Here is a 24,976-nt window from a genome sequence, read left to right as displayed (position 1 = left end):
CGTGTCCGGCGCGCCCCCGCTCTCCCGGGCCGCCTCCGCCCCTCACACCCCCTGCGGGTACGTGAACAGCCCCTCCGGGTCGTACTGCTTCTTCACCTGCGCCAAGCGCGTCGTCGCCGTGCCGTAGTACGCCTGGCGCCAGTCGGTCAGGGACGGGTCCGTGTAGTTCTGGTACGCCGCGCCGGAGGCGTACGGGCGCATCGCCGCGTGGGTGTCTTTCAGCCAGTTCTGCTGGGCGGTGCCCGCCGTGCCGGGGCGCCAGGCGCCGATGTACTGGGCGAGCACCCGGGAGCGGCGGTGGACGAACGCCGTGGCCTGCGGGTCGACCCGGTTCACGGCCCCGCCCAGCGCGGTCAGCGCGACCGAGCCGCCGCCGCCCCGGCTCGCGTCGAGGCGGGTGAACGCCTCGGTCGCCGTGAGCAGGGCCGAGACGCCGTCCGGGGGCAGGGAGCGGTCGTAGAAGTCGGAGGCCGCCGCGTACGTCTCGCGCTGGAGGGTGCCCTGCGTGGTGCGGCCGGGCGTGGTGCCCGGGAGGTGGCACTGCGCGTCGGTGATGCCCGAGCAGCCCGCGTACACGAGCATCGCCTCCTGGTAGCTGCGGCGGCGCAGCGAGACCGAGGTGGCGGAGGCGCCGATGCGGTCGGCGAGGCGGTCGACGGCGTTCTGCAGGTCCTCGTACGTACCGAGGCTGAAGGCCGAGACCGAGACCGTCGGGTTGATGCCGCCCGGGCCGGCCGCGAGGTGCGCGGCGGACCAGATCTCGTCCGGCTGGTCGGGGCCCCACTCCTGCCAGGCCGTCACGACGGCGCGGGCGCGCGACCACGGCCAGGACATGTACGCGGTGACGGTCTGCGGGGCGGGCCGGGTGCGGAAGCGGAGTTCGGTGACGACGCCGAAGTTGCCGTTGCCCGCGCCGCGCAGCGCCCAGAAGAGGTCCGGGTGGCGTTTGGCGTCGGCGGTGACCGTGGAGCCGTCGGCGGTGACGAGCGTCGCGGAGGTGAGGTTGTCGCAGGTCAGGCCGTAGGCGCGGGCGGCGACGCCATGGCCGCCGCCGAGGGTCAGGCCGGAGATGCCGACGGTGGGGCAGGAGCCGCCGGGGATGGTGAGGCCGTGCGTGGCGAGCCCCTGGTAGACGTCGAGGAGCTTGGCGCCCGCGCCGGTCGTGCCGTCCCGCTCGACGCGGGAGAGTGACGAGACGTCAACGACCAGGCGCCCGTCGCCGCTCGACCAGCCCGCGTACGAGTGGCCGCCGCTGCGGATCGCGACGGGTACGGAGGTGCGGCGGGCGAAGGCCAGGCACTCGCGGACGTCGTCCTCGTGCCTGACGTACGCGACGGCGGCCGGTTTCTGGTCGTCGAAGCGGGTGTTGTAGAGCTGACGGGCGGTCGGGTACGCCGTGTCGTCCGGCCGGATCAGCGATCCCTCCAGGCTTTTGGCCAGCGCGGACCAGTCCGCCGGTGCGGAGGAAGCGGACTTGGTGGGTGAGGAGGGCGAGGAGGTGGTCGGGGAGGCCGGTGTGGGGCCGGCGGCGTCCCCCGCCGGGTCGGTGGAGTTGCACGCGGTGGCGGTGGCGCCGGTGAGGACGGCGGCGGCGCCCGCGGCGAGGAGGGTGCGCCGGTTCGGCTGGGACATCGGACCTCCGGAGTGGGGGAGAGGAAGGGAGGGCCGGTACTCAGGCCGTGGTGCGGTGTTCCTCGGCGTCCGCGCGGGCCCGGTCGCGGGACCGGCGGGCCGGGCCCGACCAGCCGCAGGCGCAGCGGGCGGTGCAGAACGAGCCGCGTTCGACGGTGGTGGGCTCATGGGCGGGCCGGTCGCGAGGGGTCTCGGCGGTGTGCTGGTCGTACACGCGAACACGGTACTGGGCGGGGCGGGCCGGCCGGGAGGGGTGTATGGGCGGGGGAACGGGCCGCGAGGCCCACCATGTGGCGCCAATCGGGGCCGAAGACGTTACATGCGGCAGGGGCCGTCGTTATGCGAGGCGGGTAGGGCCTCGGGCGAGCGGTATGTCGTTGAGGGTTGGCAGGCGATGGTGGTGCAGCAGCACAGGTCCGGAGGCGGGGCGCGCGCTGTGCGTGCCCTCGCCGTGATGGGCGTGATGGCGGCGGCCGCCGGGTGCGCCGGGGGCGGCGGGGACCGTGCCACCTCCGCCGCCGACGCCCGGGGCGGGGCCGTCGAGGTGGTGCGGCGGGCGGCGGCGGTCCTTGCCGGGGACGGCGTCGCGAGCGCCGAGGTGAGTACGTCGATGGAGACGGCGGCCGGCGGCACCCGGGTCACGATCAGGGGCACGGGGGCGTACGACTTCCGCGCCGGGTCCGGCCGGCTCAAGGTCGTGCTGCCGCCCGACGCGGCGGGCGGGGAGGAGCACCGGCCCATCACGGAGCTGCTGGCCCCGGGCGCCCTCTACATGATGAACCGGGGCGCCGGAGTGCCCGAGGACAAGTGGGTGCGGATCGACACGACGGCGCTGGAGGACGGCAATCTGGTCACCGGCGGAGTGACCGACCCGATGGCCGCCGCCGAACTGCTGCGCGGCGCGGGGGCCGTGACGTACGTCGGCGAGACGGATCTGGCCGGGGTGACCGTACGGCACTACCGGGGGACCGCCGACATCGGCCGGGCCGCACGGCTGGCGGCCGCCCCCTCGCGGGCGGCGCTGGCGGCGGCGGCGCAAGGGTTCCGCACGGGCGCGGTGCCGTTCGACGCGTATCTGGACGAGCAGGGGCGCCTGCGCAAGGTGCGCCACCGCTTCAGCTTCGCCAACGAGGGCGGCCCGGTGATGGAGGTCGTCTCGACGACGCTGCTGTACGGGTTCGGCGTGCCGGTCACCGTACGGCTGCCGGACGAGCGGGACATCTACACCGGGGAGATCGGACAGGGGCGCGCGTGAGGTGGGCCCCACGGGCCCTGCGGCGACATGATCCAAACGAAAGGGCCTAGCCATCCGGTGGCATCGAAATGGTCCGTCCGTGCCATGCGCGGCGCGTATCGGGCTCTCTACCCTAGGAAGCCGGTGACGGCAGTGAGAGGTGAGTGACGTGGTGACGCTCAGCGCCCCGACCGTATCCGACCATGTGGCGCTCGCCGAGATCGAGCTGTGCGGGGAACTGATGATCGCGGCCTCGGCGGCGATCGGGGAACGGCTCAGTGCGGACCGTATCGACGAGGTGCTCGATGTGAAGGTGAGCACCGACCGCACCACCGTCCCCCGGCAGGGCGAGCACCGGGGCTGACGGGCCTTTTCGCAGCGGCGGGGGCGGTCCGGGATCAGGTGCGCAGCAGGCGGGCGATGGCCTTGGTGGCCTCTTCGACCTTCGCGTCGACCTCGTCGCCGCCCTTGACGGCCGCGTCGGCCACGCAGTGGCGCAGGTGCTCCTCCAGGAGCTGGAGCGCGAAGGACTGGAGCGCCTTGGTGGACGCCGAGACCTGGGTGAGTATGTCGATGCAGTAGACGTCCTCGTCGACCATGCGCTGGAGGCCGCGGATCTGGCCCTCGATGCGGCGCAGGCGTTTGAGGTGCTCGGCCTTCTGGTGGTGGTACCCGTGTATTCCCCGGTCGTGGTCGGTCACGATCGCTTCCGCGGGGGCCGTGGTCTCCGCCGGGTCGGTGCCGGACGCCGCGTCCGGTGAGGGGTGTGTCCCCGTGGCCTCGGTGGTCGTCATTGCTGCCTCCCGTTTTCCCTTTACCCTGCCGTTTATATACCCCTGGTGGGTATATCCTAACGAATTCAGCTGAAACGTGACCGGGGCCCCGTGCTGATCACTGTGCCTGATGCGCGACACTGAAGAATGCCGGTTAGCCGTGGCCGGATGATGCGCCTAGCATCAGCCTGACCGAATCCAAAGCACCCCGAGGACCCCACGTGCGCTTTCGTCTGACCCCCAGGGAGACGAGCTTCTACGACATGTTCTCCGCATCCGCGGACAACATCGTCACGGGCTCGAAACTCCTGATGGAACTGCTCGGGGCGGATTCTGCCTCCCGAGTCGAGATCGCGGAGCGTATGCGGGCAGCGGAGCACGCGGGGGACGATGCGACCCACGCGATCTTCCACCAGCTGAACTCCTCCTTCATTACGCCGTTCGACCGCGAGGACATTTACAACCTCGCCTCGCAGCTGGACGACATCATGGACTTCATGGAGGAGGCCGTCGACCTGGTCGTGCTGTACCAGATCGAGGAGCTTCCCAAGGGTGTGGAGCAGCAGATCGAGGTGCTGGCGCGGGCGGCCGAACTCACCGCCGAGGCCATGCCGGGTCTGCGCACCATGGACAACCTCACCGAGTACTGGATCGAGGTCAACCGTCTGGAGAACCAGGCCGACCAGATCCACCGCAAGCTGCTCGCCCACCTCTTCAACGGCAAGTACGACGCCATAGAGGTGCTGAAGCTGAAGCAGATCGTGGATGTGCTGGAAGAGGCTGCCGACGCGTTCGAGCACGTCGCGAACACGGTGGAGACCATCGCGGTCAAGGAGTCCTGAACCACGTGGACACCTTCGTACTGATCGTGACCATCGGTGTCGCGCTCGGCTTCACGTACACCAACGGCTTCCACGACTCGGCGAACGCCATCGCGACGTCGGTCTCCACCCGGGCGCTGACCCCGCGTGCGGCCCTGGCGATGGCGGCGGTGATGAACCTCGCCGGCGCGTTCCTGGGCAGCGGGGTCGCCAAGACCGTCAGCGAGGGCCTGATCGCGACGCCCGAGGGCCACAAGGGGATGGGCATCCTCTTCGCCGCGCTCGTCGGCGCGGTCATCTGGAACCTCGTCACCTGGTACTTCGGGCTGCCCTCGTCGTCCTCGCACGCCCTGTTCGGCGGCATGGTCGGCGCGGCGCTGGCCGGCGGGACGCTGGTGCACTGGGACGGGGTGCTCGACAAGGTCGTCATCCCGATGTTCATCTCGCCGGTGATCGGCCTGGTGGTCGGTTATCTGGTGATGGTCGCCATCATGTGGATGTTCCGGAAGTCCAACCCGCACAAGGCCAAACGCGGCTTCCGCATCGCGCAGACGGTCTCGGCCGCAGGCATGGCGCTCGGGCACGGTCTCCAGGACGCTCAGAAGACGATGGGCATCGTGGTGATGGCCCTGGTCATCGCCGATGTGGAGTCCCCGAGCGACCCGATCCCGGTCTGGGTGAAGCTGGTCTGCGCGCTGATGCTGTCGCTGGGCACGTACGCGGGCGGCTGGCGCATCATGCGTACGCTCGGCCGGAAGATCATCGAGCTGGACCCGCCGCAGGGCTTCGCCGCCGAGACGACGGGCGCGTCGATCATGTTCGGCTCGGCGTTCCTGTTCCACGCGCCGATCTCGACCACGCATGTGATCACCTCGGCGATCATGGGTGTGGGCGCCACGAAGCGGGTGAACGCGGTGCGCTGGGGCGTCGCGAAGAACATCATCCTCGGGTGGTTCATCACGATGCCGGCGGCGGCGCTGGTCGCCGCCGCGAGCTACGGGATCGTCTACCTGATGTTCGGCTAGCCGGGCACATGACGCCGGGGCGCACCCGGCGGGCGCTTCGTCCTCAATCGCCGGACCGGCTTGGTTCGTGGGTCCGCCCCGCGCTCCTCACGGAGTGCGGGGCGGACCCTTTCGCCTTGTGGTGGCACCGCCATGCAGCACCTCAAGGCCGTCCAGGGGGGTTGGTCCGGGTTCAGCCGAAGCGGCCGGAGATGTAGTCCTCCGTGGCCTGGACCGACGGGTTGGAGAAGATGCGTTCCGTCTCGTCGATCTCGATGAGCTTGCCGGGTTTGCCGACCGCCGCCAGGTTGAAGAACGCCGTCCGGTCCGAGACGCGGGCCGCCTGCTGCATGTTGTGCGTCACGATGACGATCGTGAACCGCTCCTTCAGCTCCCCGACCAGGTCCTCGATGGCGAGGGTGGAGATCGGGTCGAGCGCGGAGCAGGGCTCGTCCATCAGCAGGACGTCGGGCTCGACCGCGATGGCGCGGGCGATGCACAGGCGCTGCTGCTGACCGCCGGAGAGGCCGGAGCCGGGCTTGTTCAGCCGGTCCTTGACCTCGTTCCACAGGTTCGCGCCGCGCAGCGACTTCTCCACGATGTCGTTGAGGGCGCTCTTGCGGTGCGAGCCGTTGAGCCGCAGGCCCGCCGCGACGTTGTCGAAGATCGACATGGTGGGGAACGGGTTCGGGCGCTGGAAGACCATGCCGACCGTGCGGCGCACGGTGACCGGGTCGACGTCGGTCCCGTACAGGTTCTCGTCGTCCAGCAGCACCTTGCCCTCGACGCGGCCGCCGGGGGTGACCTCGTGCATCCGGTTCAGGGTGCGCAGGAAGGTGGACTTGCCGCAGCCGGAGGGGCCGATGAAGGCGGTCACCGAGCGGGGCTCCACGGTCATGGAGATGTCGTCGATCGCCTTGTGGCTGCCGTAGTGGGCCGACAGTCCGCTGACGTCTATGCGCTTGGCCATCTGAATCACTGCTGCTTTCCGCCGGGCCTAGCGGCCGGTCTGCGGGGCCTTCCAGCGGGCGATGCCGCGGGCCACCAGGTTGAGGATCATGACGAAGGCGATCAGGACCAGGGCCGCGGCCCAGGCGCGGTCGTAGGACGCGGCCTCACCGATCTTGTACTGCTCGTAGATGTAGAACGGCAGGGACGACTGGGCGCCTTCGAAGGGGTTCGTGTTGATCAGCTGACTGCCGAAGACCAGCAGGATGATCGGCGCGGTCTCGCCGGCGATACGGGCGACGGCGAGCATGACGCCCGTCGCGATGCCGCCGATCGCGGTCGGCAGGACCACCTTCAGGATCGTGCGCCACTTCGGGATGCCGAGGGCGAGGGACGCCTCGCGGAGCTCGTTCGGTACGAGCTTGAGCATCTCCTCGGTGGAGCGGACCACGACCGGGATCATCAGGATCGTCAGGGCGAGCGCGCCCATCAGGCCGGACGGCTCCAGGCCCGCGATCAGCATGATGGACAGGATGAACAGGCCGGCCACGATGGACGGGACGCCGGTCATCACGTCCACGAAGAAGGTGACGGCCCGGGCCAGCGCGCCCTTGCCGTACTCCACCAGGTAGACCGCGGTGAGCAGGCCGAGCGGGGCGGAGATCAGGGTGGCGATGCCGACCTGTTCCAGGGTGCCGATCAGGGCGTGGTAGACACCGCCGCCGGCCTCGGGGCCGAGGACGCCGGCCATGGAGTGGGTCAGGAAGTAGAAGTCCAGGCGCTCCGAGCCGCGGCTGACGGTGGTCCAGAGCAGTGAGGCGAGCGGGACGACGGCGAGCAGGAAGCAGACCCAGACCAGGCTGGTGGCGAGGCGGTCCCTGGCCTGGCGCTGGTTCTCGACGACGCTGGTGGTGACGTACGAGATCACCAGGAAGAGCAGCGCGGAGATCAGGCCCCACTGCACGCGGCTCTGCCAGCCGGCGGCGAGGCCGGCGCCGACGCCCAGGGCGATGGCGACGGCGGCGAAGCCGAGCGGTGCGAGGCGGGGCAGGGTCCGGCTGCTGAGGCTGCCGGTCGGTGCGGGCGGTGCGGGCGTCGGGCGTTCCTGGACGCCGGTGGTGGTGGCGTGGCTCATGCGTTGGCCCCCGAGTACTCCTTGCGGCGGGCGATGATGAGCCGCGCGGCGCCGTTGACCAGCAGGGTGAGGACGAAGAGGACCAGGCCGGAGGCGATGAGGGCGTCCCGCCCGAACGCGTCGGCCTCGCCGAACTTCGCGGCGATGTTCTGGGCGAACGTCCCGCCGCCCGGGTTGAGCACGTGCAGCGAGATGAGGAAGCTCGGCGACAGGACCGTGGCGACGGCCATCGTCTCGCCGAGCGCGCGGCCCAGGCCCAGCATCGAGGCGGAGATCACGCCGGAGCGGCCGAACGGCAGCACCGAGAGGCGGATGACCTCCCAGCGCGTGGCGCCGAGGGCGAGGGCGGCCTCCTCGTTCATCCGCGGGACCTGGAGGAAGACCTCGCGGCTGACGCTGGTGACGATCGGCAGGATCATGACCGCGAGCAGGATCCCGACGGTGAACAGCGAGCGGGCGACCCCGATCTCGGTCTTCTCGAAGACGTAGGTCCAGCCGAAGAACCGGTCGAGCCAGAGGTTCAGCCCCTCCAGGTACGGCACCAGGACGAGCGCGCCCCAGATGCCGTAGACGATGCTGGGCACCGCGGCGAGCAGGTCGATGACGTACGCGATCACCCCGGCCAGCTTGCGCGGGGCGTAGTGCGAGATGAACAGGGCGATGCCGACGGCGACCGGGACCGCGATGACCATCGCGATGACCGAGCTGACGACGGTCCCGAAGAGCAGGACGGCGATGCCGAAGACGGGCGGGTCACCGGCCGGGTTCCAGTCGAGGGTGGTGAGGAAGTCGCCCTCGTCCTCGGAGATGGCGACGGCGGCGCGGTAGCTGAGGAACACGGCGATCGACGCCATGATCACCAGGAGCAGGATGCCGGAGCCGCGCGAGAGACCGAGGAAGATCCGGTCCCCGGCGCGGCCCGTGGACCGGGGTCGGGACCGCCCGGCCGGCGGGGTCTGTATCTGTGGTGTGGTGGAAGCCATGGTCTTTCCGGTCTGTGTGGGGGAGCGGGGGCTCCCCTGGCGGCGGTGCACCGGAGGGGCTGGGTCTTGCGTGGCGGGCCGGTCCGGAGGGGTGTTCCGGACCGGGCGCCGGTTGCTTCGTACGTGTCGTGCGCGCCGTTCCCGTTACGAGAGGCCGGCGACGGTCTCGCGGACCTTGGCGTTGATCTCCGCGGGGATCGGGGCGTAGCCCGCCTCGGTGAGGAGCTTCTGGCCGTCCTCGGAGGCGGTGTAGGTCAGGAAGGACTTGACCGTGCCGAGGGTGTCGGCCTTGTTGCCGGTGTCGCAGACGACCTCGTACGTGACCAGGACCAGCGGGTAGGCGCCCTCGGCCTTGGTGGTGTAGTCGAGGTCGAGCGCCAGGTCCTTGCCGGTGCCCTTGACCTTGGCGGCGGCGATGGCCTTCGAGGCGTTCTCGGAGGACGCCTTGACCGGGGTGGAGCCGCCCGTGTCGATGTCGACCGTGCTGAGCTGCTGCGAGGCGGCGTAGGACAGCTCGAAGTAGCCGATCGAGCCGTCGACCTGCTTGACCTGGGTGGCGACGCCGGAGGAGCCGGAGGCGGCCTGGCCGCCGGGGGCCGGCCACTTCTTCTCGGCCTCGTACTTCCAGTCGGACGGGGCGGCGGCGCCCAGGTACTTGCCGAGGTTCTGCGTGGTGCCGGAGTCCTCGGAGCGGTGGAAGGGCTGGATCGCCTTGTCCGGGAGCTCGGCGTCGGGGTTGAGCTTGGCGATCGCCTCGTCGTTCCACTTCTTGATCTTCGTGTCGAAGATCTTGGCGAGGGTGGGGGCGTCCAGCGTCAGGCTGTCGACGCCTTCGAGGTGGAAGCCGACCGCGATCGGCCCGCCGACCATCGGCAGGTTGATGCCCTGGCCGCTCTTGCAGATCTTCTTGGAGTCGGCGACCTCCTCGGGCTTCAGCGCCGAGTCGGAGCCGGCGAAGCCGACGGTGCCCTGGTTGAAGGCGACGATGCCCTCGCCGGACGAGGAGGAGTTGTAGTTGATCTCCACGCCGGAGCAGGCCGCCATGTACTCCTTGACCCAGAGGTCCATGGCGTTCTTCTGCGCGCTGGAGCCGGAGGCGCGCAGCTGGCCCTTGGCGCCGTCGCACTTGACGTTGGACGCGGCCTTCGTCTTGGCGCCGCCGGTGGCGGAGGTGTCGCCGCTGTTGTCGTCCGAACCGCACGCCGTGAGGACCAGGGCGCCGGAGACGGCGAGGGCACCGAGCGCGGTGGCACGAAGCCGGTTCTTGCGCTGAAGCTTCACTTTCGGGTGTTCCTTCCAGAAGCCGCCGCGGCTGCTGTTGCGGGCGGCGTGCGACGCGGGTGGTGCAGTGGCTGATCGCTGCACCCGGTAGGTCTGAAATTAGGCAGAACAGGTGACGTGGTTTACGGGGGTGGGTGAACGGGGGGTGAACCGTGGCGGGCCCTTGGGTTCCGGGCGCGGCGGGCGGCACGCACGCATGGGCGGCCCGGGGATGCGGTGGGGCGGCCACACGCGTGGGCGGCCCGGTCGCGGGCGTCGGTTCCGTCCTCAAACGCCGGACGGGCCGGGGTTCTCCGGCAGCGTCTTCAACGCCGCGTCCAGCACCTCGCGGTCGCGGTCCTGCGACAGCCGTACACGGGCGGCGTCCGGCGGCAGCCACAGCACGCCGTCCACCTCGCTGTTCGGGGCGAAGGAGCCCGCCGTGGCCTGGGCGGACCAGTACGTGACCTCCTTCGGGCGGCCGTTCGCGACGTACCGGACCATGGGCAGCACGGCACCCGGCACACAGTGGTGGCCCGTCTCCTCCAGGACCTCGCGGACCGCCGCCTCCCGCAGGGACTCGCCGCGCTTCAGCTTGCCCTTGGGGAAGGACCAGTCGTCGTAACGCGGCCGGTGCACGAGGCACAGCTCCACGCCCCGGGCGGGCGCGGGCGTGCGGCGCCACAGCACGCAGCCCGCCGCCCGCACCGTGCCGTTCACGACCGGACCGCGCCCGTCGTCGCGTACGGCCAGCTCTCGCGGAACACCGCGCGCGCCGCCTCCACCTCGTGGCGCTGGTCGGCGTGCAGCACACCGAGGGCGTACGCGGTCGCGGGCGCGATCCTCGGCGTACGGGCGGCCGAGGCCGCCGCACCGGCCGCCTCCACCGCGTCCCGGTGCAGATCGAGCGCGTGCCCGGCGGCGGCCAGGACCGGATCGGGGGCGCCGCGCACCACCTCGTGGGCGTACCGGTGCAGCCGCAGCAGCAGCCGGGTCTGGTGCCAGGGCGCGTCGTGCGCCTCGTTGTACGGCTCGGCCGACTCGTCCGGGGGCAGCGCCGCCACCGCGCCGAGCAGCCGCTGCTCCGCCAGGTCCGCGGGGCCGCTCAGCAGCTCACCGGCGGGACCGGCCGCCGCCGCGGAGAACGGCACGTCGGAGGCGAGCAGCGCGACCGCGTCGGCCACCGCGTGGAAGCGGGACGAGCCGAGGGCCTGGAGGGCGGCGGAGTGGGCGCGGGTCCGGGCCAGGGTCAGCTGCCGCTCCAGCAGTGCGCCGGCGCGCGCCGCCCCGACGCCGAGTACGGGGCGGCCCTTGTCGGCGGGCTCCCCTGCGGTGCGGGCGGCGGGGAGGGCGGGGGCGCCGGACAGCCCGTGCAGCGCTTCGAGGAGCCGGGTCAGCCGGTCCGCGTAGGCGTGCTCGCGGGCGAGCGTGCCGGACAGCCAGGCCAGCTCCGTACGCAGCTGCTCGGCCCAGAGCGGGTCGAGCGCCGTGCGGAAGGTGCGCAGGGTGGAGCCGATCCGGCGCGACGAGCGGCGCAGGGCAGCAGCGGCCTGCTCGGCGGCGCGGGAACCGGCGTCGGTGGGGGAGGTGTTCTCGCGGTGCAGGCGCAGGCTGCGCAGGAAGTCCGCGGCCTGGGTGCGCAGATACGGGCCGAGCACCGCCCCGGCGCTCACGCCGGTGGTACCGGCCGCGCCGGTCGGGCCGGCCTGGGTCTGGTGGTCAGGGCGTCGCACGCCGGCGCCTCCGGGCGTCAATGAGCATTTCCTGTACGTGCCGCAGGGGCCGGCCGTCCGCGTCCACGGAGTGCCGGGTCCAGTTCCCGTCGGGGCCCAGGTGCCAGGAGGAGGTGGTGTCGGCCATGCCGGTCTCCAGGAGGCGGCTGAGCGCGGCCCGGTGGGCGGGGTCGGTGACCCGGACCAGGGCCTCGATGCGGCGGTCGAGGTTGCGGTGCATCATGTCGGCGCTGCCGAACCAGACTTCGGGCTCGCCGCCGTTGCCGAACGCGAAGACCCGGGAGTGTTCGAGGAAGCGGCCGAGGACCGAGCGGACCCGGATGTTCTCGGAGAGACCGGTGACGCCGGGGCGGATCGCACAGATGCCGCGCACCCAGATGTCGACCGGTACGCCGGCCTGCGCGGCCCGGTAGCAGGCGTCGATGACCGCCTCGTCGACCATGGAGTTGACCTTGATCCGTACGTAGGCGGGGCGGCCGGCCCGATGGTGCGTCACCTCCTTGGCGATCCGGGCGACCAGGCCGTCGCGCAGCGACTTGGGGGCGACGAGGAGACGGCGGTAGGTCTCGCGGCGGGAGTAGCCGGAGAGCCGGTTGAAGAGGTCGGAGAGGTCCGCGCCGACCTGCGGATCGGCGGTGAGCAGGCCGAGGTCCTCGTACAGCCGGGCCGTCTTGGGGTGGTAGTTGCCGGTGCCGACGTGCGAGTAGCGGCGCAGCGTGTCGCCCTCCTGGCGGACGACGAGGGAGAGCTTGCAGTGCGTCTTGAGGCCGACGAGCCCGTAGACGACGTGGCAGCCCGCCTCCTCCAGTTTGCGCGCCCACTTGATGTTGGCCTGCTCGTCGAAGCGGGCTTTGATCTCGACGAGGACGAGGACCTGCTTGCCGGACTCGGCGGCGTCGATGAGGGCGTCCACTATCGGCGAGTCGCCCGAGGTCCGGTACAGGGTCTGCTTGATCGCGAGGACGTCCGGGTCGCCCGCCGCCTGCTCCAGGAATGCCTGGACGGAGGTGGAGAAGGAGTCGTACGGGTGGTGCAGCAGCACGTCCCGCTCGCGCAGCGCGGCGAAGATGTCCGGCGCGGAGGCGGATTCCACCTCCGCGAGGTCGCGGTGGGTGCCGGCGATGAAGTTGGGGAACTTCAGCTCGGGCCGGTCCAGCGACGCTATGCCGAACAGGCCGGTCAGGTCGAGCGGTCCGGGCAGCGGGTAGACCTCGGCGTCGGACACCTTCAGCTCGCGGACCAGCAGGTCCAGCACGTACGGGTCGATGGACTCCTCGACCTCCAGGCGGACCGGCGGGCCGAAGCGGCGCCGCATGAGCTCCTTCTCCAGGGCCTTGAGGAGGTTCTCCGCGTCGTCCTCCTCGACCTCCAGGTCCTCGTTCCTGGTGACCCGGAACATGTGGTGCGCCAGCACCTCCATGCCCGGGAACAGCTCCTCCAGGTGGGCCGCGATGACGTCCTCTATGGGTACGTAGCGCTGCGGCGACGCCTCCAGGAACCGGGTCAGCAGCGGCGGCACCTTGACCCGGGCGAAGTGGCGGTGGCCGCTGACCGGGTTGCGTACGACGACGGCGAGGTTGAGCGAGAGGCCGGAGATGTACGGGAAGGGGTGCGCCGGGTCCACGGCGAGGGGGGTGAGGACGGGGAAGACGCGCTGGCGGAAGAAGGTGAACAGGCGGGCCTGCTCCTTCTCGGTCAGCTCCGGCCAGCGGATCAGCTGGATGCCCTCGTCGGACAGGGCGGGGGCGACGTCCTGCTGGTAGCAGGCGGCGTGCCGGGCCATGAGTTCGCGCGAGCGGGTCCAGATCAGGTCCAGGACCTCGCGGGGCTGGAGGCCGGAAGCGGACCGGGTGGCGACCCCGGTCGCGATGCGGCGCTTGAGGCCCGCCACCCGGACCATGAAGAACTCGTCCAGGTTCGACGCGAAGATGGCGAGGAAATTAGCCCGTTCGAGGAGGGGGGTGGCCGGGTCCTCGGCGAGTTCCAGAACGCGTTCGTTGAACGCGAGCCAACTGCGTTCCCGGTCCAGGAACCGGCCCTGCGGCAGCTCGTCCCCGTCCACATCGGGCTCGTACGCGTCGGCGTCCGCGTCGATGTCGGGATCGAGGTCCGCCGCGGTGGACAGACCGGCCCCTCTGGACGAGGGTGAGGCGACGGCATGCGGCCGGTGTGCGGCGAGGGAGCCGACTGAGGGTTGGGCGGCGGGCTGGACCGGGACCTCGGAGCTGGGCTGCTGGCTCATGAGCCCATTGTTCCGCGCGGAGGGCTCCAGGGGCGCGTCGGAGGAGGACGAGATCGCGAAGGCGGCGCGGTCGGGGCGCATTCCGCCGGGATTTCGCCCGTTGCGGGGGGTCGGCACAGCTGGCTGCATCCTGAGAGGGTCGCAAGGGCGGCTGAATGCCCGGTAACGACGACATGACGTGCAGGAAGCGGTGTGGCCGTGTCCGGGTGCCGTTCCCGGCCCCGGACACGGCTGCCGGGCGCCTCAGGCGTGGCGGCGGCGCAGCACCCGGAAGGCGAGTGCGGTGGCGGCGGCCGCGAGGACGAGCAGGATGCCGGTCTCGACGAGCTGGAGCGGCCAGAAGTGGGAGATGGGGTGGTGGTCGACGAAGTCGGTGACCCCGCCCTGGTCCCTCAGGCAGTCCGGGCTCAGGGTGTTCCGCGCGTAGCAGTCCTTCCAGTAGAGCTCCTTGCCGGACGAGGTGAGCATGCCCGATTCGATGGGCCAGGAATTGTCGTCCCAGCCCTTTCCGCCGAGGCCGCGGACCGTGGGCCACAGCTCGTAGCGGCGCCTGCCGAAGCCGTACATGACCACGCCCAGGACCACGGCGGTGAGGCCCATGGCCGGCAGGGTGCGGCGTACGAGCACGGCGCACAGGGCGCCGACGGCCACGGCGAACAGGGCGTAGGCGACGGCGACCGGGCCGAGGGCGGGAAAGATCCCGCTCTGGGACCAGTGCAGCTCGTAGGACGAGCCACGCCGGACGCCCGACCGGCCCCAGCGGTAGACGAGCAGCAGCACGGTCGTGCCGGCGGTCGCCAGGACCGCGGGCACCGCGAGCCGGGCCGCGAGCCAGCGGGCGGGCGGGACCGACTGGGCCCAGGCGAAGCGGAACGTGCCGCTCTCCAGTTCGCGGGCGATCAGCGGGCCCGCGACGAAGACCCCGATGAGCACGGAGAGGACCAGGAGGGCGGTGCCCCCGTCCGACAGGTAGGTCTGGGACGCGCTGCGGGCGTAGGTGGGCAGGTAGGTGCCGTCGCCGCAGCGCGTGGTGTCGCCGTCGGCGCAGTTCTCGTGCGCGGAGGCGACCCAGATCCGGAGCGCGACCACGAAGGCGGTGCCCAGGACCAGCAGCGCGCAGGCCGCCCACAGGGCGCCGCGCTGCTGCCGTACGACGAGACGCGCCGGGCCGCGCAGTTGGATGGCGCTCATGCGGCCACCGCCTGACGGGCCGTCGCGCTCGGGGTGAGCAGCGCGGGGGCCTCGGGGGAGCGCAGGTGGGCCAGCAGCAGCTCCTCCAGGGAGGGCTCGGCCCTGTCCCAGGCGGCATCCACCGGGCCCTCCGGGCGGACCAGCGCGGTCAGCGCGCGCCCCGTGGTGCGGGACTCGACCACCGTGTGCGGGGCGAGGTCCCGTACGGGGCCGGTGAGCAGGGCGTGCGCGGCGAGCAGGTCGTCCGTCTCGCCGCCGAGGCGGACGCGGCCGCCGTCGACGAGGAGCAGGTAGTCGCAGGCGCCCTCCAGCTCGCTGAGGATGTGCGAGGACATCACGATGGTGGTGCGGTGTTCGGCGGCCTCGGCCATCAGGACCCCCATCAGCTGGTGGCGGGCGAGCGGGTCGAGGTCGGCCATCGGCTCGTCCAGCAGCAGGATCTCGGGCCGCTTGCCCAGCGCCAGGGCCAGGGCGAGCCGGGTGCGCTGCCCGCCGGACAGCGCGCGGACCTTCGCGCCTGCCGGGAGTGGCTCGGCGACGCGCTCCGCGGTGTCCTGGTCCCAGGTCGCGGGGTTCAGCTCGGCGCCCGCCCACAGCGTCTCGGCGACCGTCAACTGCGGGTAGAGCGGCTTGTCCTGGGCCACGTAGCCCATCCGGGTCCGGGCCTCGCCGGGCGTCGAGCCCAGTACCCGTATCGTCCCCTCGGCCGGCCGCAGGAAGCCCGCGGCGAGGGTGAGCAGGGTGGACTTCCCGGCCCCGTTGGGGCCGACGAGCGCGCAGACGGAGCCGGCGGGCAGCCGGAACGAGCAGTCGCGCAGCGCCCAGCCGCCTCCCCTGTTCCGGTACTTCATGCCGAGGCCGTCGGCCTCCAGCGCTGTACCTGTCATCGGTCCTGGTCCCCCTCGAATGTGCTGTCCAGTACGGCGGTGAAGAGCGCGCTCACGTCGTCCCGGTCGAGACCGGCGTCCCGTGCCCGGCGCGCCCAGGCGGCGAGTTCGGCGCGCAGCGGTGCGTCGTCGGCAGCCGCCGCGCTGCCGAGCGACCGGGTGACGAAGGTGCCGAGGCCGCGCCGGGCCTCGACGAGCCCTTCGCGCTCCAGCTCCCGGTACGCCTTGAGCACGGTGTTCGGGTTGATGGCGGTGGCCTCGACCACCTCCCGTGCGGTGGGCAGCCGGTCACCCGGCTCCAGCAGTCCCAGGCGCAGGGCCTGCTTGGTCTGCTGGACGATCTGGAGGTACGTGGCGACGCCGCTGCGCCGGTCGATGCGGAACTCGACTGCTGCGGACTCTGCCATCTTCACCCTTTCACTAATTGAGTAGTGAAAGGGTGCCGCAAGGAAGGGGCGGCGTCAAGCGGCGCCGCCCCCGGGGGAGTTGTGAGCCTTCAGGACTCCGTGCGGTACATCAGGTCGACCTCGTGGGTGACGAACCCCATCCGCTCGTACACCGCGAGGGCCGCCGGGTTGTCCGCGTCCACGTAGAGCATCGCGGTCGGCAGTCCCTCGGCGGCCAGGTGGCGCAGCCCGATCGCGGTGAGCGCCTTGCCGAGGCCGCCGCCCTGGGCGTCGGGCCGGATGCCGACCACGTACACCTCGCCGAGCCGGTCCTCGGCGTGCACCTTCGTCCAGTGGAAGCCGATCAGCTCGCTGCCCCCGGCGCCGTCCTCGCGCTCGGCCAGGAAGAAGCCCTCCGGGTCGAACCAGGGCTCGGACTTGCGGTCGTCCAGGTCGCGCTGGGTCAGCGAGCCCTGCTCGGGGTGGTGGGCGAACGCCGCGCTGTTCACGGCGAGCCAGGCGGCGTCGTCCTCGCCAGGGACGAAGGTGCGGACGGTGACGCCCGGGGGCAGGACCGGTTCGGCGAGGTTCAGCGGGCTCAACGGTCGGCGCAGCTGGCGCAGTTCCCGGAACAGGGAGAGGCCGAGGACCTGGGCGAGGTGGCGCGCCGACGCCTTCGCGCCGTGCGCCCACACCCGCAGCCGCTTGCCGGTGGCGGCGAGCAGGGCCGCCCCGAGCGCCCGCCCGTGCCCGTGCCCCCGGTGCGAGGGGTGGACGACCAGCTCGGCGGCGGGCGCCTCGACGGGGTCGGTGTCCTCCAGCTGCGCGTACCCGGCCAGTACGCCTCCCGCGCTCAGCAGGAAGTGCCGTACGCCGTCCCGGTGGCCGCCCCGCAGCTGTAGCCGGCCCTGCTCGGACACGGCCTGCCTGCCGTCGGACCGGGCCGCCTCGGCGAGCAGGTCCAGGACGGCTGCGGACTGGTCGGGGGAGAGGGTGTCGAGCGTCTGGATCTCGCGGCCGGGGGCGGGGAGCGGTACGTCAGTCGTCATGTGTACGAGCGTAAGGGCCTCCGCCCCGGGGGTGTGGGTGCCGGCCGCCCCGGTCCGACCGGAGGGTTCCGTCCTCAATCGCCGGACAGGCTTGAGCGGGGCGCCCGCCCCCACAGGTTGCCCCGTCCCGGGGCGCGGGGTTCCGGGAGTCTGCCCGCAGGGCCCCCGCCCCGCCCACCGGGTGGAGGCGCACGCCCGCGCACCCATATGGGCGAATGGCCCCGTTCCGATCGGGCGGCAACCAGTTCGTAACCACGAACATCTGTCGCGCTACGCGCGTTGACCCTAGGCTGCGCCTCGAACTCCTCCCGCTGAACTCACAAGGGGACCGATGTCAGCGACACCGCAGAAGAACCGCGCGTCCCGGCGGGTGCTCGCCGCCGCGGCCGGCCTGGTCACCGTGGGCGCACTCGTCGCCGCCATGCCGGCCGGCGCCCACGAGCGCGGCCACGGGCACGGGCACGGCAAGGGGCACGGGCACCAGACGCCGGCCCGGACCGTCGACGTACAGCTGCTGTCCTTCAACGACCTGCACGGCAACCTGGAGCCGCCGGCCGGTTCCGCCGGCATGGTCAACGAGGTGCAGGCCGACGGTACGAGGAAGGACGTTCCGGCCGGTGGCGTGGAGTACCTCGCCGCCTCGCTGCGCGCCGCCCGCAAGGGCCACCCGTACTCCATCACCGCGGCCGGCGGCGACATGGTCGGGGCGAGCCCGCTGCTGTCGGGGCTCTTCCACGACGAGCCGACCATCGAGGCGCTCAACAAGATCGACCTCGATGTGACGAGCGTCGGCAACCACGAGTTCGACGAGGGCGCCACCGAGCTGGCCCGCCTCCAGAACGGCGGCTGCCACCCGGTCGAGGGCTGCTACGAGAAGGGCAAGAAGTTCAAGGGGGCCGACTTCCCGTACCTGGCCGCCAATGTGACGAGCGAGAAGACCGGCAAGCCGATCCTCCGCCCGTACACCGTGTGGAAGAAGAACGGCGTCAAGATCGGCTTCATCGGGGTGACCCTGGAGGGCACGCCGGACATCGTGACGGCCAACGGCGTCAAGGGCCTGAAGTTCCACGACGAGGTCGAGACGATCAACAAGTACGCCAAGGAGCTGGACCGGCAGGGCGTCAAGTCGATCGTCGCGCTGATCCACGAGGGCGGCGCGCCCGCCTCCGCGTCGTACAACTACGACTGCGACAGCCCGGGCGCCGGGGACGGCGTCTCCGGGCCGATCACGGACATCGCCAAGGGCATCACGCCGAAGGTGGACGCGCTGGTGACGGGCCACACCCACCAGGCGTACGTGTGCACGATCCCGGACCCGGCGGGCAACCCGCGCCTGGTCACGTCGGCCGCCTCGTTCGGCAAGCTGTACACCGACACCACGCTGACGTACGACCGCCGTACCAACGACATCGTGCGCACGGCGGTGAAGGGCTCCGGCAAGAAGGGCACCAAGCACCACAGCCCCGCCCCGTCGAACCCGGTCTCGGCGAACCACATCGTCAGCCGCGACCAGAAGCCGGCCAAGGACATGACGGACCTGATCGCCCGCTGGAACACGCTCGCGGCGCCGATCTCGAACCGGCCGCAGGGCTACATCTCCGCCGACATCAACGGCCGCGGTTCCACGGCCCCGGAGAAGCCGCTCGGCGACCTGATCGCGGACGCGCAGCTGGAGGGCCTGGCCCCGGCGGACAAGGGCGGGGCGGTCGTCGCCTTCATGAACCCGGGCGGCATCCGCGCCGACCTGGTGTACAAGGCGTCGGGCAGTGAGGGCGACGGAGTCGTCACGTACGGGGAGTCGTTCACCGTGCAGCCCTTCACCAACATGATGAACGTCGTGGACCTGACCGGCGCGCAGCTCGTCAGCGCGCTGCAGCAGCAGGTCAGCGGCCCGAACGAGGCCAGCCCGAAGATCCTCCAGGTCTCCGATGGCCTCACCTACACGCTGGACATGACGAAGTCGGGCGCGGACCGTGTGGTCACGGACACGATCCGGCTGAACGGCGAGGCGATCGACCCGGGCAAGACGTACCGCGTCGCGATGAACGAGTTCCTGGCAGGCGGCGGTGACGGCTTCGCGGCGCTCGGCGAGGGCACCGACAAGCTCGTCGGCGCCTCCGACCTGGACCTGTTCAACGCCTACCTGGCCGCGCACTCCACGGCCTCGGCCCCGCTGGCCCCGCCGGCGGCAGACCGGATCACGGTCATTCAGTAGCACCGGGAAGAGGGGGAGGGGCTGCGGACCGGCCAACCGGTCCACAGCCCCTCCCCCTTTTTTTGTGCGCCCTGCTCGGGGCCTCCCGCGCCGGCTCGCCTACCCCCGCACCCCGTCCGGCGGCGGCGTCGGGGCGCCCGGCAGGGTGATGGACGCCTCCGTGCCGCCGCCCGGGGCCGGGCTCAGGGCGATCTCGCCGCCCGACTGCTGGACGGTGCGCGCCACGATCGACAGGCCCAGGCCGGAGCCCGGGAGCTGGCGGGCGGACGGGGAGCGCCAGAAGCGTTCGAAGACGTGGGGGAGTTCGTCGGCGGGGATGCCGGGCCCGTGGTCCCGTACCGTCAGCCGGCCCCGGTGCAGCACCACGTCGATCGTGGAGCCGGGCGGGCTGAACTTCACCGCGTTGTCCAGGACGTTGACGACCGCCCGCTCCAGCGCGGCCGGTTCGGCCCGTACGTACCAGGGGGCCAGTTCCGCCGTGATCGTCAGCTCGGGGCCGCGCAGCCGGGCCCGTCGCAGGGCGGTGCGGGTGATGTCGTGCAGGGCCACCACCTGGAGCGGGCCCGGCTGGGCAGCGTCCGGGCGGGCCAGTTCCTGGAGGTCGCCGATGAGCGAGGCCAGCTCGGTCATCTGCGCCTTGACCGAGGTCATCAGCGCCCTGCGGTCGTCCGGCGGGATCGCCCGGCCGGTCTCGTCGCTGCGGGCGAGCAGTTCGACGTTGGTGCGCAGGGAGGTGAGCGGGGTGCGCAGCTCGTGGCCGGCGTCCGCGATCAGCTGGGCCTGGCGGTCGCGGGAGGTGGCGAGCGAGGCGGTCATCGAGTTGAACGAGCGGGACAGCCGCGCGATCTCGTCCTCGCCCTCGACGGGGATGCGGACGGTCAGGTCCTCGGTACGGGCCACGTGCTCGACGGCCTCGGTGAGCTCGTCGACGGGGCGCAGACCGGAACGGGCGACCCAGAGCCCGGCGGCGCCCGCGCCGACCACGCCGATGCCGGAGACGATGAGGAGGACCCAGGCGAGGGTGGAGAGGGGTTCGTCGATCTCGCTCAGGGGGCGGGCGATGGAGACTCCGAGGTCGATACGCGGCTGGGTCGGCCCTCCGCGTGATGCCGTCACCGTCACCGGGTAGGTGAAGACGCGCATCTTGGCACCGTCGGCGTCGGTCTCCGTGTGCAGTGGGCCGGGCCGCTTGCTTCCGACCACCGCGAGGTCGGCCGCGGTCACCGGCAACTCGGGCGAGTCGGGGGCGGTGCAAGCGGTCCCCTGGGCGTCGATGAGCTGGACGGTGAGGCCGGTGTAGGGCGAGGGCGGAAGCTCGCTGGTGCGGGTGCAGTACTGGTACAGGTTGCTCAGGTAGGTGTTGTCGACCGTCGTGCCGCGCAACGTCGCGTCCCGCTGCTCCTCCAGCTGCGCCCGCGTCACGAACCAGCAGGCCACCGCCACCGCCGCCACCGCCACCGCCACCGCCACCGCGACCAGCAGCGCCAGGCGGGAGCGCAGGGGCAGGGCGCGGAAGCGGTGCAGGGGCCCCGTCACCCCTCGCCCCCGCCGGAGCGCAGCGCGTAGCCCACGCCCCGGACGGTGTGGACCAGGCGCGGTTCGCCGCCGGCCTCCGTCTTGCGGCGCAGGTACATCACGTAGACGTCCAGGGAGTTGGAGCTCGGCTCGAAGTCGAAGCCCCACACCGCCTTGAGGATCTGTTCCCGGGTCAGCACCTGGCGCGGGTGCGCGAGGAACATCTCCAGGAGGGTGAATTCGGTACGGGTCAGCTCCACGCGCCGGTTGCCGCGGGTGACCTCGCGGGTGGCGAGGTCCATGCGGAGGTCGGCGAAGGACAGCACGTTGTCGTCGGGGACGGGGCCGCCCGCGGCCGCCGCGTAGGAGCTGCGGCGCAGCAGGGCCCGGATGCGGGCGAAGAGCTCGTCCAGTTCGAAGGGCTTGACCAGGTAGTCGTCGGCGCCCGCGTCGAGTCCGGTGACGCGGTCGCCGACGGTGTCCCGGGCCGTGAGCATCAGGATGGGCGTGGTGGTGCCCGTGGAGCGGATGCGGCGGGCGGCGGTCAGGCCGTCCATGCGCGGCATCTGGATGTCGAGGACGATGAGGTCGGGGGCGTACGACTCCGCCTTGGTGAGGGCGTCGAGGCCGTCGACGGCGACCTCGGTGCCGTATCCCTCGAAGGCGAGGCTGCGTTGCAGGGCCTCGCGCACGGCGGGCTCGTCGTCGACGATCAGGATGCGCTGCGGATCGTCTTCGGCGGGGCTCATCGCTGCTTCGTCCTCTTCTCGTTCGGTACGGGCAGGGCGCGTGCACCAGCTTCTCAGCCTCGCACGGCCGCCGGTGCCGGAGAGGTCAGGAGCCGTTGCCGGCCCGCAGGGCGTCGAGGTCGGCCTTGAGGGTGTTCACCGGGATCGCGAAGCCGAGGCCGACGCTGCCCGCGCTGGAGCCGCTGGAGCCGCTGGAACCGCTGGCGGAGCTCGCCGAGTACATCGCCGAGTTGATGCCGATGATCTCGCCGTTCATGTTGATCAGCGCACCGCCGGAGTTGCCCGGGTTGAGCGAGGCGTCGGTCTGGATGGCCTTGTAGGTGGTGGTGGACTCGCCGGTGTCGCCGTTGAACTGCTGCCCGCCGAACTCGAACGGCCACTGCCGGCCGCCACCCTGCTGCTGGCTCTGGTCCTGGCCGCTGTCGCCGTCCTTGGCGACCGTGACGTCGCGGTCGAGTGCGGAGACGATGCCGCTGGTGACCGTGCCGGTCAGGCCCTCGGGCGAGCCGATCGCGACGACCTCGTCGCCTACGGCGACCTGGGAGGAGTCGCCGAGCGTGGCGGTCTTCAGCCCGCTCGCGCCCTGGAGCTTGATGAGGGCGAGGTCCTTGTCGGCGTCGGTGCCGACGACGTCGGCGGTGTACGTCTTGCCGGTGCTCAGCGTGACCTTGATGGCCGTGGCGCCCGCGACGACGTGGTTGTTGGTGACGATCTCGCCGTCGGAGGTGATGACGACGCCCGAACCGGTCGACTGGCCGGCCGTCGAGGTCGCGCCGATCTCCACGATCGTCGGCGAGAGGGCCGCGGCCACACCGGCCACCGTGCCCTTGCTGCTCTGCGAGACGGTGGTGCCGGGGATGACGCCGCCGCCGGCTGCGGTGGCGGCGGTGTCGCCGGTGAGCTTGCCGATCACCGTCGCGGTGCCGCCGCCCACGATCGCCGCCGCGATGGCCACCGCCGCGAGGAGCGCCACCGGCTTGCGGACCCGGCGCCGGGCGGCGGGCGGCTCGGCGGGGGACTGCGGCAGGCCGTGACCGTACGGGCCGCCGCCCTGGTCACCGCCGCCCGCGTGCCCGTCGGCCGGGGCGGGGGCGGGCCACACCGTGGTTCCGGGGCCCATGGGGACCGGCTGGACGGGCTGGTATGACGGCGGCGGCGGGTAGGCCGCGTCGCCGTTGCCGTACGAGGGGTACATCGGGTACTCGCCGCTCGGGCGCTGGCTCTCTGTCATGTCTATGAGACTGTCCGGCCAAGATGAGAAGAGCGTGAGTACGCCCTGAGAAGCCCGGCAGAACCGCGTATGCCCGATATAAAGGCCGCCCGGCGCACGCCCGTGCGAGCGTCAGGACTGCGCCCGGCCCGCCGCCGGGGGCTCCCCGCAGCCGCACGAGCGGCGGACCACCAGCGCGGAGGGGAACTGCTTCAGCCGTTCCCGCCGCGACCCCGACACCCGCAACGAGTCGTCGAGCACCAGGTCCACGGCCGCCCGCGCCATCGCCGGGCGGTCCGAGAAGACCGTCGTCAGCGGCGGATCGGTCAGACCGGCTTCCTTCACGTCGTCGAAGCCCGCGACCGCCAGCTCGCCCGGCACGTCGATGCGCAGCTCGCGCGCCGCCCGCAGCACGCCGATGGCCTGGTCGTCCGTGGCGCAGAAGATGGCCGGGGGCCGGTCCGGGCCCGCGAGCAGGTCCAGCGCCACCCGGTAGGCGTCGTAGCGGTTGTACGGGGCCTGGAAGAGCCGGCCCTCCGTGGAGCGGCCCGACTCGTGCATGGCCCGGCGCCAGCCCTCGATGTGGTCGGCGACCGGGTCGCCGACCGCCGGGGTGGACTCCATGCCGCCGAGGCACGCCACGTACGCGTTGCCGTGCTCAAGGAGGTGGCGGGTGGCGAGCTGGGCGCCCCCGACGTCGTCCGTGACCACCGCGACGTCGTCGATCGCCTCGGGCCGCTCGTGCAGCAGCACGACCCGGGCGTCCCACGCCTCGATCTCGGCCGCCGCGCGCTCGCTGTGACCCTGGCTGACCAGGATCAGGCCGGAGACCCGCATGCCGAGGAAGGCCCGCAGGTAGTGGACCTCGCGCTCGTCGCGGTAGTCGGAGTTGCCGACGAGCACCATTTTCCCGCGCTCGGCGGCGGCCTGTTCGACCGCGTGCGTCATCTCCGCGAAGAACGGCTGCCGGGCGTCCGGCACGATCATTCCTATGAGGTCGGTCCGCCGCGAGGCCATCGCCTGGGCGACCCGGTCGGGCCGGTAACCCAGCTCCTTGATCGCGGCGAGCACCCGCTCGCGCGTGGCCGGGGCGACCGGCCGGGGTCCGTTGTTGATGACGTAACTGACCACCGCGGTCGACGTACCCGCCAGTCTCGCCACATCGTCCCGCGTCACCTTGGCCACGCGCGGCAGTCTACGCGGATGGACCTACCTCTTGGCAGGCCGGACCGGGGCTTCTTCCGTGACCTCGGCAACGCCCGGCTGCTCCGAACGGGTGAGGGTACGCGCGGCCGCCTTGGCCTCCTCGGCCGCCCGCTCCACCTTCTCGGGGGCGACGAAGCGGTAGCCCACGTTGCGGACGGTGCCGATCAGCGACTCGTGCTCGGGGCCGAGCTTGGCGCGCAGCCGCCGTACGTGGACGTCGACCGTGCGCGTACCGCCGAAGTAGTCGTAGCCCCAGACCTCCTGGAGCAGCTGGGCGCGGGTGAAGACCCGGCCCGGGTGCTGCGCCAGGTATTTGAGCAGTTCGAATTCCTTGAAGGTGAGGTCCAGGACCCGGCCCTTGAGTTTCGCGCTGTATGTCGCCTCGTCCACCGAGAGATCACCGTTGCGGATCTCCATCGGGGAGTCGTCGGAAGTGATCTGCTGCCGGCCGGTGGCCAGCCGCAGCCGCGCCTCGACCTCGGCGGGGCCCGCCGTGTCCAGCAGCACGTCGTCGACGCCCCAGTCCGCGGTGACGGCCGCGAGCCCGCCCTCCGTGACGACGAGGATCAGCGGACAGCCGGGCCCGGTGGACCGCAGCAGCTGGCAGAGCGAGCGGACCTGGGGCAGGTCCCGTCGCCCGTCCACGAGGATGACGTCGGCACCGGGGGTGTCCACGAGGGCGGGCCCCTCGGCGGGGGCCACCCGCACGCTGTGCAGCAGGAGGCCGAGGGCGGGGAGCACCTCCGTCGACGGCTGGAGGGCATTCGTCAGGAGCAGCAGGGAACTCATCGCCGCCCACCTGC

The 24,976-nt window shown here is 71.8% G+C and carries 24 protein-coding genes; 5 read left to right on the top strand and 19 right to left on the bottom strand.

Annotation, left to right across the window (positions count from 1 at the left end):
- Nucleotides 1–42: 42 nt before the first annotated feature.
- Together E6R18_RS22975 and E6R18_RS34130 are read right to left on the bottom strand one after the other, a co-directional pair.
- Nucleotides 43–1,632 (bottom strand): FAD-binding oxidoreductase, encoded by a 1,590-nt coding sequence (locus E6R18_RS22975; RefSeq protein WP_136318793.1) that lies wholly within the window; start codon nt 1,630–1,632, stop codon nt 43–45.
- A gap of 40 nt (nt 1,633–1,672) precedes the next feature.
- Nucleotides 1,673–1,846, bottom strand: a complete 174-nt coding sequence (locus E6R18_RS34130; protein WP_168712412.1) for a hypothetical protein — start codon at nt 1,844–1,846, stop codon at nt 1,673–1,675.
- Between the two features lie 180 nt (nt 1,847–2,026).
- Between E6R18_RS34130 and E6R18_RS22970 the strand changes: the two genes are divergently transcribed.
- Both E6R18_RS22970 and E6R18_RS22965 read left to right on the top strand, forming a co-directional pair.
- Complete coding sequence (locus E6R18_RS22970; RefSeq protein ID WP_136318792.1) at nt 2,027–2,887, top strand: hypothetical protein; 861 nt, start codon at nt 2,027–2,029, stop codon at nt 2,885–2,887.
- Between the two features lie 148 nt (nt 2,888–3,035).
- Nucleotides 3,036–3,230 (top strand): hypothetical protein, encoded by a 195-nt coding sequence (locus tag E6R18_RS22965; protein WP_018554431.1) that lies wholly within the window; start codon nt 3,036–3,038, stop codon nt 3,228–3,230.
- A 34-nt stretch (nt 3,231–3,264) separates the two neighbouring features.
- Here the strand turns inward: E6R18_RS22965 and E6R18_RS22960 are convergent, their stop codons facing one another.
- On the bottom strand, nt 3,265–3,660 hold the full coding sequence (locus E6R18_RS22960) for a metal-sensitive transcriptional regulator (protein WP_136318791.1): 396 nt from the start codon (nt 3,658–3,660) through the stop codon (nt 3,265–3,267).
- Between the two features lie 200 nt (nt 3,661–3,860).
- Here E6R18_RS22960 and E6R18_RS22955 point away from each other — a divergent pair, with 200 nt between their 5' ends.
- Both E6R18_RS22955 and E6R18_RS22950 read left to right on the top strand, forming a co-directional pair.
- A complete protein-coding gene (locus E6R18_RS22955) occupies nt 3,861–4,481 on the top strand; it encodes a DUF47 family protein (protein ID WP_136318790.1) in 621 nt (206 codons plus the stop codon).
- Nucleotides 4,482–4,486: 5 nt separating this feature from the next.
- On the top strand, nt 4,487–5,485 hold the full coding sequence (locus E6R18_RS22950) for an inorganic phosphate transporter (protein WP_136318789.1): 999 nt from the start codon (nt 4,487–4,489) through the stop codon (nt 5,483–5,485).
- A gap of 172 nt (nt 5,486–5,657) precedes the next feature.
- Here the strand turns inward: E6R18_RS22950 and pstB are convergent, their stop codons facing one another.
- From pstB to mshD, 11 genes are all read right to left on the bottom strand, one after another.
- Nucleotides 5,658–6,434: a phosphate ABC transporter ATP-binding protein PstB gene (gene pstB, locus E6R18_RS22945; RefSeq protein WP_136318788.1), complete on the bottom strand. Its 777-nt coding sequence runs from the start codon at nt 6,432–6,434 to the stop codon at nt 5,658–5,660.
- A 27-nt stretch (nt 6,435–6,461) separates the two neighbouring features.
- Nucleotides 6,462–7,547, bottom strand: coding sequence for a phosphate ABC transporter permease PstA (pstA, locus tag E6R18_RS22940; protein ID WP_136318787.1), 1,086 nt, complete (start codon nt 7,545–7,547; stop codon nt 6,462–6,464).
- Nucleotides 7,544–8,530, bottom strand: a complete 987-nt coding sequence (gene pstC, locus E6R18_RS22935) for a phosphate ABC transporter permease subunit PstC (RefSeq protein ID WP_136318786.1) — start codon at nt 8,528–8,530, stop codon at nt 7,544–7,546. The genes pstA and pstC overlap by 4 nt, the downstream gene beginning before the upstream one ends.
- Before the next feature lie 144 nt (nt 8,531–8,674).
- Nucleotides 8,675–9,811, bottom strand: a complete 1,137-nt coding sequence (pstS, locus tag E6R18_RS22930) for a phosphate ABC transporter substrate-binding protein PstS (RefSeq protein WP_136318785.1) — start codon at nt 9,809–9,811, stop codon at nt 8,675–8,677.
- 267 nt (nt 9,812–10,078) lie between these two features.
- Nucleotides 10,079–10,510, bottom strand: coding sequence for an NUDIX hydrolase (locus E6R18_RS22925; RefSeq protein ID WP_136318784.1), 432 nt, complete (start codon nt 10,508–10,510; stop codon nt 10,079–10,081).
- Entirely contained in the window at nt 10,507–11,523 is a 1,017-nt protein-coding gene (locus tag E6R18_RS22920) for a CHAD domain-containing protein (protein ID WP_240799826.1), read from the bottom strand. Before E6R18_RS22920 ends, E6R18_RS22925 begins: the two co-directional genes overlap by 4 nt.
- Nucleotides 11,510–13,765, bottom strand: a complete 2,256-nt coding sequence (locus E6R18_RS22915; protein ID WP_136318782.1) for an RNA degradosome polyphosphate kinase — start codon at nt 13,763–13,765, stop codon at nt 11,510–11,512. The genes E6R18_RS22920 and E6R18_RS22915 overlap by 14 nt, the downstream gene beginning before the upstream one ends.
- A gap of 243 nt (nt 13,766–14,008) precedes the next feature.
- Nucleotides 14,009–14,956: an ABC transporter permease gene (locus tag E6R18_RS22910; RefSeq protein WP_136318781.1), complete on the bottom strand. Its 948-nt coding sequence runs from the start codon at nt 14,954–14,956 to the stop codon at nt 14,009–14,011.
- Nucleotides 14,953–15,843 carry an ABC transporter ATP-binding protein gene (locus E6R18_RS22905; protein WP_136318780.1) on the bottom strand — a complete coding sequence of 297 codons (891 nt, stop codon included), beginning with the start codon at nt 15,841–15,843 and terminating at the stop codon, nt 14,953–14,955. The genes E6R18_RS22910 and E6R18_RS22905 overlap by 4 nt, the downstream gene beginning before the upstream one ends.
- Entirely contained in the window at nt 15,840–16,250 is a 411-nt protein-coding gene (locus tag E6R18_RS22900) for a GntR family transcriptional regulator (RefSeq protein ID WP_136318779.1), read from the bottom strand. Before E6R18_RS22900 ends, E6R18_RS22905 begins: the two co-directional genes overlap by 4 nt.
- Nucleotides 16,251–16,339: 89 nt before the next feature.
- Nucleotides 16,340–17,278: a mycothiol synthase gene (gene mshD / locus E6R18_RS22895; RefSeq protein WP_136318778.1), complete on the bottom strand. Its 939-nt coding sequence runs from the start codon at nt 17,276–17,278 to the stop codon at nt 16,340–16,342.
- Nucleotides 17,279–17,609: 331 nt separating this feature from the next.
- Here mshD and E6R18_RS22890 point away from each other — a divergent pair, with 331 nt between their 5' ends.
- Entirely contained in the window at nt 17,610–19,493 is a 1,884-nt protein-coding gene (locus E6R18_RS22890) for a bifunctional metallophosphatase/5'-nucleotidase (protein ID WP_136318777.1), read from the top strand.
- A 99-nt stretch (nt 19,494–19,592) separates the two neighbouring features.
- Here the strand turns inward: E6R18_RS22890 and E6R18_RS22885 are convergent, their stop codons facing one another.
- The 5 genes from E6R18_RS22885 to E6R18_RS22865 form a co-directional block, all read right to left on the bottom strand.
- On the bottom strand, nt 19,593–21,029 hold the full coding sequence (locus E6R18_RS22885; RefSeq protein ID WP_136318776.1) for a HAMP domain-containing sensor histidine kinase: 1,437 nt from the start codon (nt 21,027–21,029) through the stop codon (nt 19,593–19,595).
- A complete protein-coding gene (locus E6R18_RS22880; RefSeq protein WP_136318775.1) occupies nt 21,026–21,757 on the bottom strand; it encodes a response regulator transcription factor in 732 nt (243 codons plus the stop codon). Before E6R18_RS22880 ends, E6R18_RS22885 begins: the two co-directional genes overlap by 4 nt.
- Before the next feature lie 85 nt (nt 21,758–21,842).
- Nucleotides 21,843–22,988: a trypsin-like peptidase domain-containing protein gene (locus E6R18_RS22875; RefSeq protein ID WP_136318774.1), complete on the bottom strand. Its 1,146-nt coding sequence runs from the start codon at nt 22,986–22,988 to the stop codon at nt 21,843–21,845.
- A 111-nt stretch (nt 22,989–23,099) separates the two neighbouring features.
- Complete coding sequence (locus E6R18_RS22870; RefSeq protein ID WP_136318773.1) at nt 23,100–24,152, bottom strand: LacI family DNA-binding transcriptional regulator; 1,053 nt, start codon at nt 24,150–24,152, stop codon at nt 23,100–23,102.
- Nucleotides 24,153–24,176: 24 nt separating this feature from the next.
- Nucleotides 24,177–24,962 carry a response regulator transcription factor gene (locus tag E6R18_RS22865; RefSeq protein WP_136318772.1) on the bottom strand — a complete coding sequence of 262 codons (786 nt, stop codon included), beginning with the start codon at nt 24,960–24,962 and terminating at the stop codon, nt 24,177–24,179.
- Between the last annotated feature and the right edge of the window lie 14 nt (nt 24,963–24,976).

Source organism: Streptomyces sp. A1277, assembly GCF_004795015.1.
In the GTDB taxonomy this organism is placed as follows: Bacteria; Actinomycetota; Actinomycetes; order Streptomycetales; family Streptomycetaceae; genus Streptomyces.
This window is presented reverse-complemented; position numbering and strand designations above follow the sequence as displayed.